14 protein-coding genes are annotated in these 17260 nt (G+C 71.9%); 6 read left to right on the top strand and 8 right to left on the bottom strand.

Going from position 1 to position 17260, the window contains the following annotated elements; all coding sequences use genetic code 11:
- Window positions 1-15: 15 nt before the first annotated feature.
- A complete protein-coding gene (locus tag QSK36_RS17120; protein WP_285783069.1) occupies window positions 16-582 on the bottom strand; it encodes a TetR/AcrR family transcriptional regulator in 567 nt (188 codons plus the stop codon).
- 93 nt (window positions 583-675) lie between these two features.
- Here QSK36_RS17120 and QSK36_RS17115 point away from each other — a divergent pair, with 93 nt between their 5' ends.
- Together QSK36_RS17115 and ppk2 are read left to right on the top strand one after the other, a co-directional pair.
- Window positions 676-1641 (top strand): aldo/keto reductase, encoded by a 966-nt coding sequence (locus QSK36_RS17115; RefSeq protein ID WP_183535631.1) that lies wholly within the window; start codon window positions 676-678, stop codon window positions 1639-1641.
- A 93-nt stretch (window positions 1642-1734) separates the two neighbouring features.
- Window positions 1735-2673 carry a polyphosphate kinase 2 gene (gene ppk2, locus QSK36_RS17110; protein WP_183535634.1) on the top strand — a complete coding sequence of 313 codons (939 nt, stop codon included), beginning with the start codon at window positions 1735-1737 and terminating at the stop codon, window positions 2671-2673.
- Between the two features lie 40 nt (window positions 2674-2713).
- Here the strand turns inward: ppk2 and QSK36_RS17105 are convergent, their stop codons facing one another.
- Both QSK36_RS17105 and QSK36_RS17100 read right to left on the bottom strand, forming a co-directional pair.
- Window positions 2714-3796 carry a trypsin-like serine peptidase gene (locus QSK36_RS17105; protein WP_285783068.1) on the bottom strand — a complete coding sequence of 361 codons (1083 nt, stop codon included), beginning with the start codon at window positions 3794-3796 and terminating at the stop codon, window positions 2714-2716.
- A 51-nt stretch (window positions 3797-3847) separates the two neighbouring features.
- The gene (locus QSK36_RS17100) at window positions 3848-4921 is read right to left on the bottom strand and encodes a trypsin-like serine peptidase (RefSeq protein ID WP_285783067.1); all 1074 of its coding nucleotides are present in this window, start codon (window positions 4919-4921) and stop codon (window positions 3848-3850) included.
- A 253-nt stretch (window positions 4922-5174) separates the two neighbouring features.
- Between QSK36_RS17100 and dxr the strand changes: the two genes are divergently transcribed.
- Window positions 5175-6362, top strand: a complete 1188-nt coding sequence (gene dxr, locus QSK36_RS17095; RefSeq protein ID WP_285783066.1) for a 1-deoxy-D-xylulose-5-phosphate reductoisomerase — start codon at window positions 5175-5177, stop codon at window positions 6360-6362.
- A 49-nt stretch (window positions 6363-6411) separates the two neighbouring features.
- On the opposite strand, the gene QSK36_RS17090 is transcribed toward dxr, so the two are convergent.
- Window positions 6412-7545, bottom strand: coding sequence for a lytic polysaccharide monooxygenase auxiliary activity family 9 protein (locus QSK36_RS17090; RefSeq protein ID WP_285783065.1), 1134 nt, complete (start codon window positions 7543-7545; stop codon window positions 6412-6414).
- A gap of 336 nt (window positions 7546-7881) precedes the next feature.
- Here QSK36_RS17090 and ispG point away from each other — a divergent pair, with 336 nt between their 5' ends.
- The 3 genes from ispG to QSK36_RS17075 all read left to right on the top strand — a co-directional run bounded on the left by ispG (window position 7882) and on the right by QSK36_RS17075 (window position 11739).
- Complete coding sequence (gene ispG, locus QSK36_RS17085) at window positions 7882-9048, top strand: flavodoxin-dependent (E)-4-hydroxy-3-methylbut-2-enyl-diphosphate synthase (protein ID WP_139576019.1); 1167 nt, start codon at window positions 7882-7884, stop codon at window positions 9046-9048.
- Between the two features lie 124 nt (window positions 9049-9172).
- Window positions 9173-10840 (top strand): alpha/beta hydrolase, encoded by a 1668-nt coding sequence (locus QSK36_RS17080; RefSeq protein WP_285783064.1) that lies wholly within the window; start codon window positions 9173-9175, stop codon window positions 10838-10840.
- 56 nt (window positions 10841-10896) lie between these two features.
- The gene (locus tag QSK36_RS17075; RefSeq protein WP_285783095.1) at window positions 10897-11739 is read left to right on the top strand and encodes a GNAT family N-acetyltransferase; all 843 of its coding nucleotides are present in this window, start codon (window positions 10897-10899) and stop codon (window positions 11737-11739) included.
- A gap of 70 nt (window positions 11740-11809) precedes the next feature.
- Here the strand turns inward: QSK36_RS17075 and QSK36_RS17070 are convergent, their stop codons facing one another.
- The 4 genes from QSK36_RS17070 to QSK36_RS17055 form a co-directional block, all read right to left on the bottom strand.
- A complete protein-coding gene (locus QSK36_RS17070; protein ID WP_139576021.1) occupies window positions 11810-12211 on the bottom strand; it encodes a DUF3037 domain-containing protein in 402 nt (133 codons plus the stop codon).
- A complete protein-coding gene (locus QSK36_RS17065) occupies window positions 12208-13047 on the bottom strand; it encodes a HipA family kinase (RefSeq protein ID WP_139576022.1) in 840 nt (279 codons plus the stop codon). The genes QSK36_RS17070 and QSK36_RS17065 overlap by 4 nt, the downstream gene beginning before the upstream one ends.
- A gap of 95 nt (window positions 13048-13142) precedes the next feature.
- The gene (locus QSK36_RS17060; RefSeq protein ID WP_285783063.1) at window positions 13143-14465 is read right to left on the bottom strand and encodes an alkyl sulfatase dimerization domain-containing protein; all 1323 of its coding nucleotides are present in this window, start codon (window positions 14463-14465) and stop codon (window positions 13143-13145) included.
- 354 nt (window positions 14466-14819) lie between these two features.
- Window positions 14820-17090 carry an HNH endonuclease signature motif containing protein gene (locus QSK36_RS17055; RefSeq protein WP_285783062.1) on the bottom strand — a complete coding sequence of 757 codons (2271 nt, stop codon included), beginning with the start codon at window positions 17088-17090 and terminating at the stop codon, window positions 14820-14822.
- Window positions 17091-17260: the final 170 nt, after the last annotated feature.

Raw genomic sequence — 17260 nt, 5'->3', positions numbered from 1 at the left:
TGACAAGGGGCGTGGTCAGCGGCGGGGGCGCAGGCCGTCGAACAGGACGTCGAGCGTACGACGCCGCAGTCCGTCGCTCCACTGGTCGCGTTCGGCCGCCAGGCACACCCCGCACAGCAGGGCCAGCAGTTCGGGCATCCGGAGGTCGGGCCGCACCGCGTCCGCCTCCTGCGCGGCCGTGAGCAGCCGCCCGATCGCGGCCCGCATGTCGCGGCTGACGTCGGCCGTCCCGGCCTTGGGGTCGGCGCCGGCCCCGGCGAGCAGGTCGGCGGCGGTCTTCTTCTGGGCCGCGTGCACCACGATCCGCTCGAGGAACGTGAAGAAGGCCGTGCCCGGATCCGGCGACGGCCTGTCCGCCTCCGCCAGGAGCCGTCGCGTACGGTCGACGATCACCGCATGGTAGAGCGCCTCCTGGGTGGGGAAGTGCCGGTAGATCGTGCCGAGCCCCACCCCTGCCTCCCCGGCGACCGCGCGCACCGATGCGGACGTCCCTTCGCGGGCCAGCACGGCCTCGGCCGCCTCCAGGATGCGCTCCCGGTTGCGCTGCGCGTCGGCACGCCGGGGCCTGACTTCGCCGGTCATCGTCCTCCTCGTCGCGTTGACAGCCGGAACACGTGTTCCGTATCGTCCCAGCCAACCGGAACAGATGTTCCTGATCCTACGGGAGGACACGTGATGGAGTACGCCACGCTCGGCCGTTCGGGACTGCGGGTCTCCACGGCGAGCCTCGGCACGATGAACTTCGGCGCCCCCGGGAGCTGCGACGAGACGGAGGCCGCCCGCATCGTGGACGCCTTCCTGGAGGCGGGCGGGAACGTCGTCGACACCGCCGACGCCTACAACGGCGGCGAGGCGGAGCGGATCGTCGGGCGGGCCGTGCGGGGCAGGCGGGACGCGGTGGTGCTCGCCACCAAGGCGTTCCTGCCGCAGGGGCCCGGTCCCAACGATCGCGGGCTGTCCCGGGCCCACCTCACCAGGGCGCTGGAGGGCAGCCTGCGCCGGCTCGGGACCGACCACATCGACCTCTACCAGTGCCACCAGTGGGACGACTCGACTCCGATCGAGGAGACCATGGCGACTCTGGACGGATTCGTACGGTCGGGCAAGGTGCGGTACGTCGGCTGCTCGAACTTCACCGCGGCCCAGATCGTGGAGGCCCAGTGGGCCGCGCAGCGGGCGGGCGGGACGCCGTTCGTCAGCCTCCAGCCGGAGTACTCGCTGGTGGCCAGGGGCATCGAGGCGGAGATCCTGCCCGTCTGCCGGCGGCACGGGCTCGGCACGCTCGTCTGGTCGCCCCTCGGCGGCGGCGTGCTCACCGGCCGCTACCGCAGGGGCGAGACCCCGGGGGCCGACACCCGGCTGGGGCGGCTCATGGCGTCGCCCATCCCCGGGGCCCGCACCTGGGCCGAGGGCTTCCTGAACGAGCCCAACCTCGCGATCGCCGGACACGTCGCCGACGCCGCCGCGGAGCTCGGCGTCGCCCCGGCGGCCGTGGCGCTGGCCTGGGTGCGGAGCAGGCCGGAGGTGACCTCGGTCATCGTCGGCCCCCGCACGCTCGACCAGTTGCGCGGCAACCTCGCCGGGCTCGGCCTCGCCCTGCCGCCCGATGTCGCCGCCCGTCTCGACGAGATCTCCGGTTGAGGGACGCGAACAGCGGTGATCGGGTGTACGACACCCGGCGTGGGGCAGCGGGACGTCCGCGGACATGCTGGCCAAGTGAACGGGACGCCTGAGATGCCGGAAGTATCACCGCAGTTAGGGGAGCATCCCGACGGGGTCGAGCTGCTGCGCCGTACGCCGGGGCTGAAGGTGCTGGACGACGATGACGACGATCCCGTCCTCGTGCGCGCCGACGGCGGCCCGGTGGACACCTGGCGCGAGCACTACCCGTACGACCACCGCATCTCCCGGCAGGAGTACGACCGGCACAAGCGGTTGCTGCAGATCGAGCTGCTGAAGCTGCAGTACTGGCTGAAGGACACCGGCGGCCGCCTGGTCCTCCTGTTCGAAGGACGGGACGCGGCCGGCAAGGGCGGCACCATCAAGCGCTTCATGGAGCACCTCAACCCCCGCGGCGCGACCGTGGTGGCGCTGGAGAAGCCCAGCGAGCGTGAGCGCGGCCAGTGGTACTTCCAGCGGTACGTCGAGCACCTTCCGGCCGCGGGGGAGATCGTGCTGTTCGACCGGTCCTGGTACAACCGCGCCGGAGTCGAGCGGGTCATGGGCTTCTGCACTCCGGAGGAGTACATGGAGTTCATGTACCAGGCTCCGCTGTTCGAGCGGATGCTCGTGCGCGACGGCATCCGCCTGGTCAAGCTGTGGTTCTCGGTGTCGCGGGCCGAGCAGCGCACCAGGTTCGTCATCCGTCAGGTGGACCCCGTGCGGCAGTGGAAGCTGTCGCCGATGGACATCGCCTCGCTGGACCTGTGGGACGAGTACACCCGGGCCAAGGAGGACATGTTCCTCAACACCGACACCGAGGACGCCCCCTGGACGATCATCAAGAGCAACGACAAGAAGCGCGGCAGGCTGGAGGCGATGCGCTACGTCCTGTCCCTGTACGACTACGACGACAAGGACGCCTCGGTCGTGGGCGCGCCCGACCCCCTGATCGTCCGGTCCGCCGCCGACATCGTGGACGAGGACAACGCCGAGCCGTTGTCGCCGTTCTGAGCCTCAGCCGACCTTCCACCCGGAGTCTTCTTCTCGTTCGTCACGCCCGCTCGGCGGTGCGGAACAGGTCGCGTACGGCGGAGCCGAAGTAGGGGCCGTACATCGTGCGGTGGTCGTTGCTGTACTTGAAGCTGCTGACGGACGTCAGCGTGCCCCGGCCGGAGACCGGGTCGAAGCCGCTGAGCCAGGGCCCTCCGCTGGCCCCCGCCGTGAGGTCGCAGCGCAGGCCCTGGTCGCGGGTCTGCCCCTGCGGGTCGCCGTGGGGGACGCCCGCGCAGTACAGCAGCCGTTCGCCGTCGTAGGGAGGGTCCGCGGGGAACCCGAAACCGTAGGTCCGGCGGCTCCGGGGCGGGTCGAAGGCGATGGGCTGTCCGCCCACCAGGTCGGTCAGGTGCTGCCCGTCCAGGTCGTCCACGGCGACCATGCCCACGTCGTAGTCGTCGTTCCCGGATCGCGACCAGGGCCCGGCGACGAACATCCGCCGTGCGGGGAAGGCGCCGTACGGCTGCCGCCCTTCGTCGTATCCGGGGACGAAGGTCCAGTTCTCCGCCCAGTCCCCGGCGCCGTCCTTGACGCAGTGCCCCGCGGTGGCGACCAGATCCCTGTTCGCGCTGCGCACGGCGCTGGCGGAGCAGGAGAAGTCCACCCCGTTCAGCGTGAGGAAGACCCTGCCGGTGGTCCTCGTCACCGAACCTCCCGCCGCCCAGCGCGTGCCGCTCGTCGTCGCCGGGGGCATCGCCGCCGCCTGCCGTGTCCTGGCCGTCCTGCTTGCCCGGGTCGTCCTGGTCGTTGCGGTGGACCGGCTTGCCGCCTGGCCGGGGGCGAGGACCGCTCTGGCGGCCGGCGGCAGGGCGGCCCTGGCGACGGACGGCAGCACCGACCCCGGGGGAGCGGCCGGCAGCGCCGATGGGGCGCCGGGCCGGGCGGCCGTGATCCTTTGCAGGCCCCCCAGCAGCCCGATCGGGACCGCCCGCGCCATCCGCTGCGGCGTCCAGTAGGTCCCGGAGGCGTGCCCGGCCACGTGCTCCACGACGTCTCCCACCGGGGAGACCTCCCGGTCGGGGGCTCCCAGGAGTCCGGTGACGAGGGCGGTGACGGCAAGCAAGGGGAGGCTCGGAGTCATGGCTCCCGAGTGTGGACCACCAGGAGTGCTCTTGTGGTTACTTTCGGTGAATCAGGTGAGGGCCGCGTTCTGGGCCGTGTTGTAGACCGCCTCGGCCTCCGGGCCGAAGTAGGGGCCGAACATCCAGTAGGACGCGAAGTTGTACTTGAAGCTGTTCACCGAGTTGAGCAGGCCGCCGCCGGTGCTCTCGCTGAAGTTGAGGAACCACGGGCCGCCGCTGGCGCCGCCGGTCATGCCGCAGCTCAGCCCCTGGTCCTGCGAGCTGAGGTAGTCGTCGAACGTCCGTCCGCTGCAGTAGACCAGCCTCGACCCGTCGTACGGCCCGCCCGCGGGGTAGCCGAAGGCGTACGTCTGGCGCCCGCGCGGCTGGTTGAACGCGACGCCCTGGCCGCCGACGACGTCGGTGAGACTCTTGCCGCCCTGCGGCGCGACGACGGCGGCGGCGACGTCGTAGTTCATGTTCTCGCCGGAGTTCCACTGCGCGGTGGTGAGCAGGGTGGTCGCCGGCCAGGTGCCGTTGGGCCTGTTGCCCTGGTCGTAGCCCGGGACGAAGACCCAGTTGGCGTGGAAGGCGCCGTTCAGCTTCACGCAGTGGCCCGCGGTGATGACCACGCTCTTGTTGGCGCTGGTGACGGCGGTGCCCGAGCAGGAGGCGTTCCTTCCGGCGTCCGATCCGGCCGTGACCGTGAAGAAGACCCTCCCCGTGGTCTTCGCCACCGTCCCGCCCGTCGTCCAGGACGAGCCGGAGGTCCGCGAGGAGACACGAGCCGTGGCGGCGGCCGTGCCGGTCGCGGCGGTCAGGGTGGGGGCGACCGTCGCGGGCCGCGCCGCGGAGGCGTCGGCGGGCGCTGAGCCGGCCGCCGCGAATCGCCGGTCGCCGGTGCCGGGGGCGTCCAGCGGCTCCGCGGCCTCCATCCGCGCGACGGTCCAGAACTTCTTGACCGTGCGCTGCTCCGTCGCCGTGTCGGCCGCCTCGTGTACGGCGGGCCGGGGGCCCGCGGCGGCCGACTGCGTGACGGTTCCCGTCACGGTCGCCGCGGCGCCGTGTGCGGCGGGGAGCATCACCCCCGCCGCGGTGAGGGCGGGGACCGCGAGAACGGCGAGACGTCGTGCCCTGGGGTGCATGCCTAGCTACCTCCGTGTCGGGATGCCTGAGGCGTGTCGGGATGTCCTGACGCGGGAAAGTAGCGACGCCTTCAACCGGATTTCTCGCAATCTGCCTATACGGTTATGGGCAGATTCGGGCATATATGTGCTTGTTTCTCCCCTGCATCTTTCTGCGCAGCGAGATGCAGCACCGTCCGCTTCGGCTCCGGCCGTTCCGCGTACGGGCGCGTGCCGTTGCGGGCCCGCGGGCCGTCTCGGAGACAATGAGGGGATGAGCTCCCAATCCCTGCCGCAGCCCCGATCTGTCGTCGTGCTGGGTTCGACCGGCTCCATCGGCACCCAGGCTCTCGACGTCGTCGCCAACGCCCCCGGACGGTTCCGCGTGACCGCGCTCGCCGCGGGCGGCGGCCGGGTCGACCTGCTGGCGAGGCAGGCGGCCGGCTTCGGGGCCGAAGCGGTGGCGGTCGCCGACCCGGCGGCCCTACCGGCGCTGCGCGAGGCGCTGTCGGCGGCGGGCGCGCGGGCGAGGGTGCTGGCGGGCCCGGAGGGGGTGGCGGAGGTTGCGGCGTCGCCCTGCGACATCGTGCTCAACGGCATCACCGGGGCCCTGGGGCTGACCTCCACGCTCGCCGCGCTGGAGGCGGGCCGGGTGCTCGCGCTGGCCAACAAGGAGTCGCTGATCGTGGGCGGCCCGCTGGTCAAGCGCCTGGCCCGGCCGGGGCAGATGATCCCCGTGGACTCCGAGCACTCCGCGCTCGCCCAGTGTCTGTGGGCGGCCGGGCCGGGCGGGGCCGACCCGGCGGCCGTACGGCGGCTGGTGGTGACGGCGAGCGGCGGCCCGTTCCGGGGCAGGAAGCGGGCCGAGCTGACGGACGTGACCCCGGAGATGGCGCTGAACCACCCGACCTGGAGCATGGGCCCGGTCATCACGGTGAACTCGGCGACGCTCGTCAACAAGGGCCTGGAGGTGATCGAGGCCCATCTGCTGTTCGACATCGGGTTCGACCGGATCGAGGTGGTGGTCCACCCGCAGTCGATCATCCACTCGATGGTGGAGTTCGCCGACGGCTCGACGATCGCCCAGGCGAGCCCGCCAGACATGCGGTTGCCGATCTCGCTCGCGCTGGCCTACCCCGACCGGGTGCCCGGAGCGGCCCGGGCGGTCGACTGGACCACCGCCCACACCTGGACCTTCGAGCCGCTCGACGACGAGGCGTTCCCGTCGGTCGCGCTGGCCCGTCACGTGGGCGCCCTGGGCGGCACGGCGCCTGCGGTCTACAACGCGGCGAACGAGGTGTGCGTGGAGGCGTTCCTGAAGGGCGCCCTGCCGTTCCTCGGCATCGTGGACACGGTGGAACGCGTGGTGGCCGCCCACACCCCCGGCCCGGCGGCGTCCGTGGAGGAGGTCCTCGCGGCGGACGCGTGGGCGAGGGCGCGGGCGGCCGAACTGACGAGCTGAGCCCGTGGCGCGACCCGGGTCAGGCGGGCCGCGCCGCGGGCCGGCGGGGTCAGGCCGCCGAGCAGGTCAGGGTCGGGGTGCTGCCGCTCGATCCGTTGGCCAGGAAGCCGAACGTGGTCGAGGCGCCGGCGCCCAGGCTGCCGTTGTAGCTCACGTTCTTCACGCTGACGTCGCTGCCGGACTGGCTGAGTGTGCCGTTCCAGACCTGCGTGATCGTGACGCCGCTCGGCTGGGTCCATCTGGCGGTCCAGCCGCCGATGGACGAGGAGCCGGCCTTCACCGTCACCTCACCCTGGAAGCCGCCGCCCCACGAGCTGACGACCTTGTAGGTGGCCGAGCAGCCGCCGGGGCCCGCGGTCGGGCTCGCCGAGGGGCTGACCCTCGGGCTCGGCGAGGTGTTGGGGGAGGTTCCGGGGGACGGGGAGACGGGCGGGTTGGGGCTCGGGCTGGTGCTCGGGCCCGTGCCGACGCCGGTCACCTCGCCGTTGCCGCCGTCGAAGACGACGTCGGAGCAGCTGTAGAACGTCTCGTTGCTGTCCGAGCGCTGCCACACGGTGTAGATGATGTGGCGGCCGCTCTTACCCGACGGCAGGTGGGCGTTCCAGTAGTAGTGGCCGTCCTCGGTGCCCACCGAGCCGACGCTCGGCGGGTCGGTGACGCTGTCGAACGGCGTCGACTCCAGGTCGCTCCAGGCCAGCGGCCGGGTCGGGCTCCAGGAGTCCTTGGTGATGTACGACCGGAACGTGCCGGGGTGCGCGGCCCACTTGTTGTACTTGAACTCGATGGTCGCCCCGGACGTCAGGTGGGTGACCGGCCAGTCGTCGCGGGCGAGGTCGAAGCCGCTGAAGTCGTAGACGATCGCGCCGCCGCTGCACAGCTGCCCGTCCGGGATGAAGCCGGACATCCGGCCCGCGCCGTCCGAGCGGAGCACGGCGAACCAGTTGTACAGCGCGTTGGTCCCGCCCTTGGCGACCGCGGCCGCGCAGGCGGGGTTCTTCGGCTGGATGGCTCCGCTCGAGGTCGTGCCGTCCTTCCAGCACAGGTAGGTACGGCTGCCGGGCACCATCGGGGCGCCGTGCGCGGACGCCGGGGAGGCGAGCACGACGGCGGAGACGAGGGCGGACAGCGCGGCGACGATCAGCCCGATCGTCGCTTTCGACAGTTTTCTTCGTGGTCTACCCACGGGCTACCCTTTCGCGTGGTCATGGCTGCCGCACTCGTGGTGCAGCACGGCACCGCCGACGGCGCGAGCACGTCGGCCCGGGGGGACAGCCGTTGACTTACCAACCAGGTGGTGCGTAGAGCGCTCTCGCGATTCGGACTCTAGGTCGGCCTCCGCCGCCTGCCCACCCGTACGAGGGCCACCGTGCCCGTCCTCGCAGGTGGCGGCTCTTCCTTCGGCCGCAGGTCATGAAACCTTCATTCCTCGTGAAAAGGTTTCGGGCCGTCCGGCGTCGCGGCACTCCTTAGACTGGGAGGGCCCCCCATCGGGCGTCGCCTATTACAACAAGGTGCAGAAATGTCTGTTGATCTCGGGATTCCCGCCGTACGGACCCAGCCGATCGCCAACCGGCGGGTGTCACGCCAGATCATGGTCGGCTCGGTCCCCGTCGGCGGGGACGCGCCGGTCTCGGTGCAGTCCATGACCACCACGCTGACCGCCGACGTCAACTCCACCCTGCAGCAGATCGCCGAGCTCACCGCCGCCGGCTGCCAGATCGTCCGCGTCGCGGTCCCCTCCCAGGACGACGCCGACGCGCTGCCGGCCATCGCGAGGAAGTCCAAGATCCCGGTCATCGCCGACATCCATTTCCAGCCCAAATACGTCTTCGCGGCGATCGAGGCGGGGTGCGCGGCCGTCCGGGTGAACCCCGGGAACATCAAGAAGTTCGACGACAAGGTCGGCGAGATCGCCCGCGCCGCCTCCGACGCCGGCGTGCCGATCAGAATCGGGGTCAACGCCGGCTCGCTCGACCCGCGCCTGCTGCAGAAGTACGGCAAGGCCACCCCGGAGGCCCTGGTCGAGTCGGCGCTGTGGGAGTGCTCCCTGTTCGAGGAGCACGGCTTCCGCGACATCAAGATCTCGGTCAAGCACAACGACCCGGTCGTCATGATCCAGGCCTACCGGCTGCTCGCCGAGCGCTGCGACTATCCGCTGCACCTCGGCGTGACCGAGGCGGGGCCGGCCTTCCAGGGCACGATCAAGTCCGCGGTGGCGTTCGGCGCGCTGCTGGCCGAGGGGATCGGCGACACGATCCGGGTGTCGCTGTCGGCGCCTCCGGTCGAGGAGGTCAAGGTCGGCACGCAGATCCTCGAGTCGCTGGGCCTGCGCGAGCGCGGCCTGGAGATCGTCTCCTGCCCGTCCTGCGGCCGTGCCCAGGTGGACGTGTACACCCTCGCCGAGCAGGTGCAGGCCGGGCTGACCGGGCTCAAGGTGCCGCTGCGCGTGGCCGTGATGGGCTGCGTGGTCAACGGCCCCGGCGAGGCCAGGGAGGCCGACCTCGGTGTCGCATCCGGCAACGGCAAGGGCCAGATCTTCGTGAAGGGCGAGGTCATCAAGACCGTCCCCGAGTCGCAGATCGTCGAGACCCTCATCGAGGAGGCCCTGCGCCTCGCCGAGGAGATGGGCGTCGACGTGGACTTCGACGATGACGAGGCCGCCGGTCCGGAGGTCGTCGTCCGCTGACCCCGGCATTACAGTTCGCAATGCTCTGACTACACAATGGCAATGATCGGGTAGTACGGACCGTACACGGTCGATCACATCGCGAAGCTGTCCTCTGCTGTTCGGAAGCAGAGGAGCAATGCCGGTGAAGCGGGTCGTTGGTGTGATCGCGGGCGTGGCGACGCTGGTCGCCGGGCTGGTCGGTCCGGAAGGGGTGGCCGCCGGGTCGGACCGGTCGGGGCACTGGGGGCCGCCGCAGCGTCCGCTCGAATGGAAGCAGTGCCCGCCGGAGACCAAGTCGGCCTCCGGCGGCCTGCTCGGCCTCGGCTCGGCCCGGCCGATCCGGCCGGCTCGCCGGGGCGACCGCCGGGAGTCCGTGCAGGAGTGCGCGGAGCTGCGCGTCCCGCTCGACTACCGCGAGCCGTACGGCCAGCAGATCACGCTGGCGCTCAACCGGATCAAGGGCACCGCCTCACGTGACGGCAACCACCTCGGCGCGCTGCTGGTGAACCCCGGTGGACCGGGCGGCGAGGGGCTCAGCCTGGCCAGGTACGTCGCGGCACGGCTGCCCAAGGACGTCGCGGCACGGTTCGACATCATCGGTTTCGCCCCGCGTGGGGTGGCGCCCAGCCAGCCCGCCATCTCCTGCGTGGACCCGGCCCGCTTCTACGCGCCGCCCCGGCCGGACAACGTGCCGAGGAACGACGCCGAGGAGCAGGTGCTGGCCGGCCGGGCCAGGCAGTACGCCGAGGGCTGCGGCAACCGCTGGGCCTGGTTCCTGCCCTACCTGACCACGGAGAACTCCGCGCGGGACATGGACGCCGTGCGCGCGGCGCTCGGCGAAGAGAAGATCAGCTACCTCGGCTACTCGTACGGCACCTACCTGGGGGCGGTCTACGCCACCCTGTTCCCACAGCGGGTGCGCCGCCTCGTGCTCGACAGCGTGGTGGATCCCGACGGCGTCTGGTACGAGGCCAACATCGCCCAGGACCACAGCTTCGACCGGCGGCACCGCGACTTCCTCGCCTGGGTGGCCGAACACGACGACGTCTACAAGCTGGGCGCGACGCAGGCGGCGGTGTCCTTCGCGTGGTACTCCATGCGCTCCCGCCTGCACGACAGGCCCGCGGGCGGGGTCGTGGGCCCGAGCGAACTGGACGACGTCTTCTCCAACGGCGCCTACAGCGACCGGCTCTGGCCCTACCTGGGCGCCGCCTTCTCGTCCTACGTCCGCAACGGCGATCCCACGGTCCTGGTGAAACTGTTCCACCTGGAGGCCGAGATCGACGCGGAGGAGGAGAACTCCTACGCGGTCTACCTGGGCGTGGAGTGCCGCGACGCGGCCTGGCCTCGATCCTGGGACCGCTGGCGGGCCGACACGCGCCGGGCGCACACCGAGGCGCCGTTCATGGCCTGGCCCAACGCCGTCTACAACGCGCCGTGCGCCTTCTGGCCGGAGAAGGGCGGCACGCCGGTCAAGGTGGGTACGTCGCACCTGCCGCCGGTCCTGCTGATCCAGGCCGAGCGCGACGCCGCCACGCCGTACGAGGGGGCGCTACGCATGCGCCGCCTGTTCCCGACCGCGCGCCTGCTCACCTCGGGCGGCGGCAACCACGGCGTGTCGCTCGCCGGGAACGCCTGCGTGGACCGGCAACTGGCGGCCTACCTGCGTGATGCGGCGCTGTTGCCGCAGCGCAGAGGCAAGCGGGGTGCCGACGCGACCTGCCCGGGAGAGCCGGAGCCGCGGGCCGCGCTGATGAAGGTCGCGGCGGGTGCTCCGGGAACGGCGTCCCACGCCTCCGACGTACGGTGAGCCCGGCCGGGCCGATACCTCCCAAACGCGAACCGTTCGCGTAGGCTGGGCCCGTGATGCTGCGAACATCGGCGTCGCGCGTGCTCGACGACAGCGATCGTGACGAGGTGCTGGCGCTCCTCGACACCGATCCGGTCGCCAATGTGTTCGTAGCGGCCCGGGTCAGGGCCGTCGGCCTCAGCCCTTCACGGCTCGGCGGTCAGATGTGGGGCTACGGCCCGCGCGGAGGGCTGGTGTCCCTGTGCTACGCGGGTGCCAACCTGGTGCCCGTGAACGCCACCCGCGAGGCCGTGCACGCCTTCGCCGACCGGGCTCGCAAGCAGGGCCGTCGCTGCTCGTCCATCGTCGGCCCGGCCGACCCCGTGGAACAGCTCTGGGAGCGGCTGGAGCCGCACTGGGGCGGCGCCCGGGCGATCCGGTGGGCGCAGCCGGTCATGGCCACCAGTTCCGCGCCCGCCGTCGAGCCGGACCCGCTCGTACGGAGAGTCCGTCCCGAGGAGTTCGGCATCCTGCTGCCCGCCTGCGTGGCGATGTTCACCGAAGAGGTGGGCGTCTCTCCGGACAACGGCGACGGCGGAGCTCTCTACCGGTCCAGGGTCGCCGAGCTCATCCGCATCGGGCGGTCCTACGCGCGCATCGACGACGGCCAGGTGGTCTTCAAGGCCGAGATCGGCGCGGTGACGCCGCAGGCGTGCCAGATCCAGGGCGTGTGGGTCCACCCCGACCTGCGCGGGCGCGGCCACGCCGCGGCGGGCATGGCCGCCGTGGTCGAGCAGGCGCTGAAGTACTTCGCCCCGGTTGTCACCCTCTACGTGAACGACTTCAACCTCCCGGCCAGGGCCGTCTACCGCAAGGTGGGCTTCCAGGAGGTCGACACGTTCATGTCCGTGCTGTTCTGACCGGCGCTGTTCTGACCGGTGCTGTTCTGAGCCTGTTGTTCGAGCGCGTGTTTTTCAAGCGAGTGCTGTTCTAGGCGCTGAGGCCGGCCTGCGCCGGTCGCACCAGCCGGGTCAGCAGGTGGTCCAGCTCGGCCGCCGGGTCGCGGGTCAGCCCGGCGTGCACCGGCCCGGTCTGCACGACCGTGCTGCGCGGCGCGGTGAGCCAGCGGAACCGTGCGCCAAGCGGCTCCCCGCACAGCGGCCCCGCCTCCTCGCCACACGCCCGCTCGTAGGCGGCGAGGGCCAGCCGTACGCCGGGCAGGTCCACCGGCGCGCCCAGCGCCAGCAGCCGGGCCTCGTCCAGCTCCACCCGCGCGCACAGGTAGCCGCGCGGCTGGCAGTAGAGGATGACCCCCGCGTTGACCAGTTCGCCCCGCTCCACGCTGGGCACCACGCGGATCACCGCGTACTCGTAGACGTCCAGGTCGCTCATCGGCCGCCCTCTCGCGCCGCACGCCAGAAACCGCCGATCGTCGCGTTCCGCTCGCCGCGTCGCGGCGCGGGAGCGGCGGCGGTGCCGATAGCGGGGTCGGGCAGCCAGTCGCGGGGCCCGGCGACCCGGGCGAGCAGGTGCTCGGTGTAGGCCCGCCGTACGGCCTGCGCGTCCGCGAAGCCCGGCTCGCCCTCCAGCCACTCGTCCGGCACCAGCGCGGTCACCTCGTCGAGCAGCGGGCGGGTGACGAGCCCGGCCAGGTCCGCGTCGGCCTGCTCCAGCTTCGTCGCGAACGGCGCGAGCACGTGGTCGCGGCCGTCGAACCGGCGGCGGGGGTCGGCCGTCGGCCAGTTGTGGTGGAACCACAGGGCAGCGCCGTGGTCGATCAGCCACACGCCGCCGTGCCAGACGAGCAGGTTGGGGTTGCGCCAGCTCCGGTCGACGTTGTGGACGAAGGCGTCGAACCACAGCACCCGGGAGGCGAACTCCGCGTCGGGCTCCCAGGCGAGCGGGTCGAAACCGAGCGCTCCGGGCAGGAAGTCGATCGCGAGGTTGTGCCCGGCGCTCGCCGTGAGCAGGTCCTGGATCTCCTCGTCGGGCTCGCGGACGCCGAGCTGCGGGTCGAGGTCGATGACCTTGAGCTCCGGCGTGGCGAAGCCGAGCCGCCTGGCGAGTTCGGCGCAGACGATCTCGGCGACGAGCACCCGCCGGCCCTGCCCGGCACCGCGGAACTTCACGACGTACGTGCCGAGGTCGTCGGCTTCGACGACTCCGGGCAGCGACCCGCCCTCGCGCAGGGGCGCGACGTACCGGGTCGCCGTGATCTGTTCGAGCACGAGAGGAAGGCTACCGGCAGGACCGGCGGGCGCTCCCCTCCACGCGCCCGCCGGCCGTTAGGCCGACCCAGTTCGGCTGACCCAGTTCGGCCGACTCAGGTGGCCTTGCTGGGCAGCCACCACATCCGGCCCTCGGCGACGTCGTGGTAGACGTCGAGCAGATCCATGCCGGTGGTCTTGCTGCGTGACTCGGCGGCGGCCCAGGCGTACACGCCGCGTGCGATCGAGCCGCGCTCCTGCTGGACCCGCAGCGCGTAGACGAGGGCCCTGATCTCGTGCACCCTCCGGTTCTCCGGCTCGGCCTGCGCGGCGAGCTCGGCGAGCTGGCAGGCCAGGCGCAGGTCGCCGTCGGCCGCCGCAGCGACGGCCCGGCCCGCGACCGACGCCGCGCCCGCCGACAGCTCGGCGACCGCGCGAGCGAACACGGCGTCCGGTGCGGGCTTGAGGTTGGCGGGGTTGCCGTCGTGCCAGCCGCCGTGCAGCCGCCAGATGTTGCGCACGATGAACTCGGGCTCGTCGTGGCGCTCGCGCAGGTAGGGCCGCCCGGCGAGCGCGGGCGGCGGCTTGACCGAGTGCAGGATCTCGTCCAGGCGGGCGCCGGCGTTCATCAGGTCGAGCGTCTGCTCCACCAGGCTGTCGAGATAGTCGGCCGTGTCGGTGAGCGCCCGGCGGACGCGTTCGGGCCCGCGGATCGGCAGCCCCCGCCCGGGGAGCAGCAGGTCGGCGTCGAGTGCGGCCATGGCCCGCAGCGCCACCGCCCAGTCGTCCGGATAGCGCTGGATCCGCTGTGGGTCGCCTGCCCCGGGGACCGTCCAGGCGAACAGGTCTCCGGTCAGCAGCACGCCCCGCTCGGGCAGGAACGCCCAGGTGGCGTCGTCGGTGTCGCCGCGGGAGTGGGTGAGCTGGAAGGTGACGTCTCCCAGTGACAGGGACAGCCGGTCGCGGTAGGTCAGATCGGGGAGCCGCTGCGGCGGTGGCCAGACCATCCGGGGAAAGCCCTGCTCACGCAGATCCACGACCGCGTTGTAACCGGCCGTCCTGCCTCGCTGGGCGAGCCTGTGGGCCAGCCCCTCCTGCGCCACTACCAGCGGGCGGGGGCCCGGCTCGGCGTCGAACTCCTCCATCCCGGCCAGCCGGTCGGCCCGGCTGCGGGAGAAAATCGCGTATTTGAGCGGTTCGGCCGACCACTTCCTGATCGCGCGGTACGACTGCTCGGCCTCACGGGCGTCGCCCGTGTCGAAGAGACCCAGCCCGTCCTCGCCGCGGACGACGTACACGTTGCCGCACGCCGGCCACATCGCCACGCCGTAGGCGATCTCCTGCACTCCGTCGCGGCGCAGCTCCGCGTAGGGCACGTCCTCGGGGCGCACCGAACCACGCCAGACCTCGTCGGCGTACGAAAGGATCGGTGATTCCATGGTCAAGAGCCTGATCCTCCGGGCGGACGGTGCACAGTAGGGAGATCCCTAATGTCCGTGCCGCCCCCGTGCCTTGCCCCCGCGCCTCGCCCTCACGCCTTGCCCTCACGCCGTGCCTCGCCCCTCGCGGCCGTGGGCGCCTCACCTTCGCACCCGCGCCTCGCCCCTCGCACCCGTGCGGGGCAGCGCCGTCCGGGCAGCGCCGTCCGGGCAGCGCCGTCCGGGCAGTGCCGTCCGGGCAGTGCCGTCCGGGCAGTGCCGTCCGGGCAGTGCCGTCCGGGCAGTGCCGCGCGGGTTACGAGCCGAATCGGCGAAACCGCTGTCCCGATGCGCGGTGCCAAGGACAAGTGGCGCCTAAAACGGCGGCACCTCGCGATCGTTCTTGAAGGAAGCTCCTTCGGCTTGGTCGTCGACCTGCTCTCTGATCGCATGGACGCCTTCGCCATTCGCCTCACCACTGGTCGTGCCACGACGTCCGCCGCTGGAATTTGCCAGAGGGCCGTATGGAGCCATGATCGTGTCCGGTGCTCCGGCAGGGTCGGCGGGCAGGCGTCCGGGCGGAGCGTCGGGCCAGTTTCGGGGCCGGGGTTCGGGGGCAGGTTGCATGATCTTCGGCAGCGGGCTGGGGTAGGCGTGTCCGAGCGGGCTGGTCCAGACGATCAGATGGGGTCCCGCCCAGGTGACCCGCCATCCGCCGAAGTGCCTGGCGCGGTGATCGTGGCGGCAGGCCAGGTGCAGGTTGTCGGCAGTGGTGGCGCCGTCGTCGGCCCACGCATGGATGTGGTCCTGGTCGGTCCGGGTGGCAGGCATGCGGCAGCCCGGCCAGGAGCAGACCCGGCCCCGAATCTGGACGTATCGGCGTAAGGCCGCACCGGCATGCCGCCGACCGGCGGACTCAGCGGACTCAGCGGACCCGGCGGACCTGGCGGACCCGGCGGACCCGGCGGACCCGGCCGCGTCGGGTGGGTGAGCGCCGGGGCGGCCGGTTTCCGGTTGCCTGGGCTCGGCGAGCTGGGCATGGCGGGCCACGTCGGCGATCAGGGGGGCCCAGACGCCGGTGGCGCCGGCTGCGGCGGCCAGTTCGCGAAGCTGGGTGACGGTGACTTGGAGCTCGACGATGCCGCCGCGTCGCGCATCGCGTGCGGGCCGTTGCGCGGGCGGGCAGGGGCGTCGGCCCGTGATGCCCGTCAGCAGCAGATGCCCGTTGTCGGCACAGACGGCAAAGCGCCATTGCCCGGTGAGCATGGACGCGACGATCCGGCGGGCCTGAGTGGCGTGGACCATGCCCCAGCCGGGCAGATGGGCCGGGTGCTCGTCGAGGCAGAGCAGGGTAGTGAGCTTCACCCGTATCTCCGGCACCGACCACGCCCGCACCGGCGAGGCGCGCACCGGCGAGGCCCACGCCGACATTGCCTGTGCCGACGTTGCCTGTGCCGACGTTGCCTGTGCCGACCATCCCTGGGTTGACGATGCCTGCGCAGCGGGGGCGCTCTCGTCGTGGTCAGGGGTCTCGTCGTCGCTTGTGTCGTCGGTCTTGCCGACGGGGGCGCCGGCGCGGTCGTCAGCGTGGCTCTCGGCGCGATCCTGCGTGGGATCTCCATCGCGCGCCTCGCCGTGGATTCCGGTGCCGGTCGAGCCGCCGGTCTCACAGGGGGCTTCAGGGTGTGTCTGACTGCGGGTCCCAGAGCACCTCGCGCCGCGGGGCTCGTCAGGGGTCTCGGCATCGGCCGCGTCGGCGGCCGCGTCATCGGGCTCGGTGGCGGGCTCGGCATCGGCCGCGTCGGCAGCCGCGTCATCGGACTCGGTCGCGGGCTCGGTGGCCTGGTCTGTGGGGCGGATGTCAGGGGAGCCGGCTGAGGCGTCGGAGGGGGTGGCATCCACGAAAGGGTGGGTGCGGACGTGAGTGACGATCTCGGCGTCGGACAGGCCTTCGAAGCTGCCGTCCAGGCTGCCCAGGAAGAGGTCGGCACGGATGTGGTCGACGGGCCGGTGGTCTCCCGCGCGTTTGCAGGCGCGGGCCAGCTCGTCGATGCGCTCGCAACCGGCCACCGCCCGATCAAGAGGCAGATCCAGACCCGAAACCGTCGCGGTGCCGTCGTCGTTGCGCATGCCGACCACGCGGCGCCTGCGCACCGCCTCCCTGTAGCGCTTCTCCGCCCAATCGGGGTCGATGGCCAGCACGAGACGCTGGATGTGCTCGATCAGCTCTCCCACCGTCCAGGCCGGGGCGCGGCTGATCAGGCGCTCGCAGACCCAGCCGGCCTGGGTGTCGGTCAAACCGCTCGTCCAGCGGATGAAGGCCGACGCCCGCGGCTCGTCCAGCTCTCCCGCCAGCATGGCCTCGCCGAGAGCAGGAAGGCGGCGGTGCAGGTTCCACGCCAGATCGAACGCCGAGTCCGCCCGGCGGCGGGACCACACCAGCGCCGCCCGCGCCTCATCGGGAGCGAACTCGTCGGGCACTTCCAGGCGGACCACGCTGTCGCCGGTGAACTGCTCGCGCAGCCCGACCTCCAGCAGCGTGTGCAGGAACCGTGCCCGGTCGTGGCAGGACTGGCGGTAGGCGGCCTTGAGCACCTCGACGGTGTCGAACCCCGACACCCGCTCGACATCGATGTCGGCCAGCATCTGGGCGAGTTCGGCCCCGGGCGGCATCGCCGCCAGCCCTTGAGGAATCGCCGACGGCGTCCCGTCCCCACTATGTGAGGACGGCCGCGCGAGAGCGGACGGCGATTGTGGCGCGGACACGGCGCGTGACCCCCGGGAGCGGAGACGAAGGCGACTGAACGGTTCCCGGC

The organism is Microbispora sp. NBRC 16548 (assembly GCF_030268985.1).
Lineage (GTDB): Bacteria > Actinomycetota > Actinomycetes > Streptosporangiales > Streptosporangiaceae > Microbispora > Microbispora catharanthi.
The sequence above is the reverse complement of the archived record's forward strand: the minus strand, read 5'-3'. Positions and strand labels throughout refer to the sequence as shown.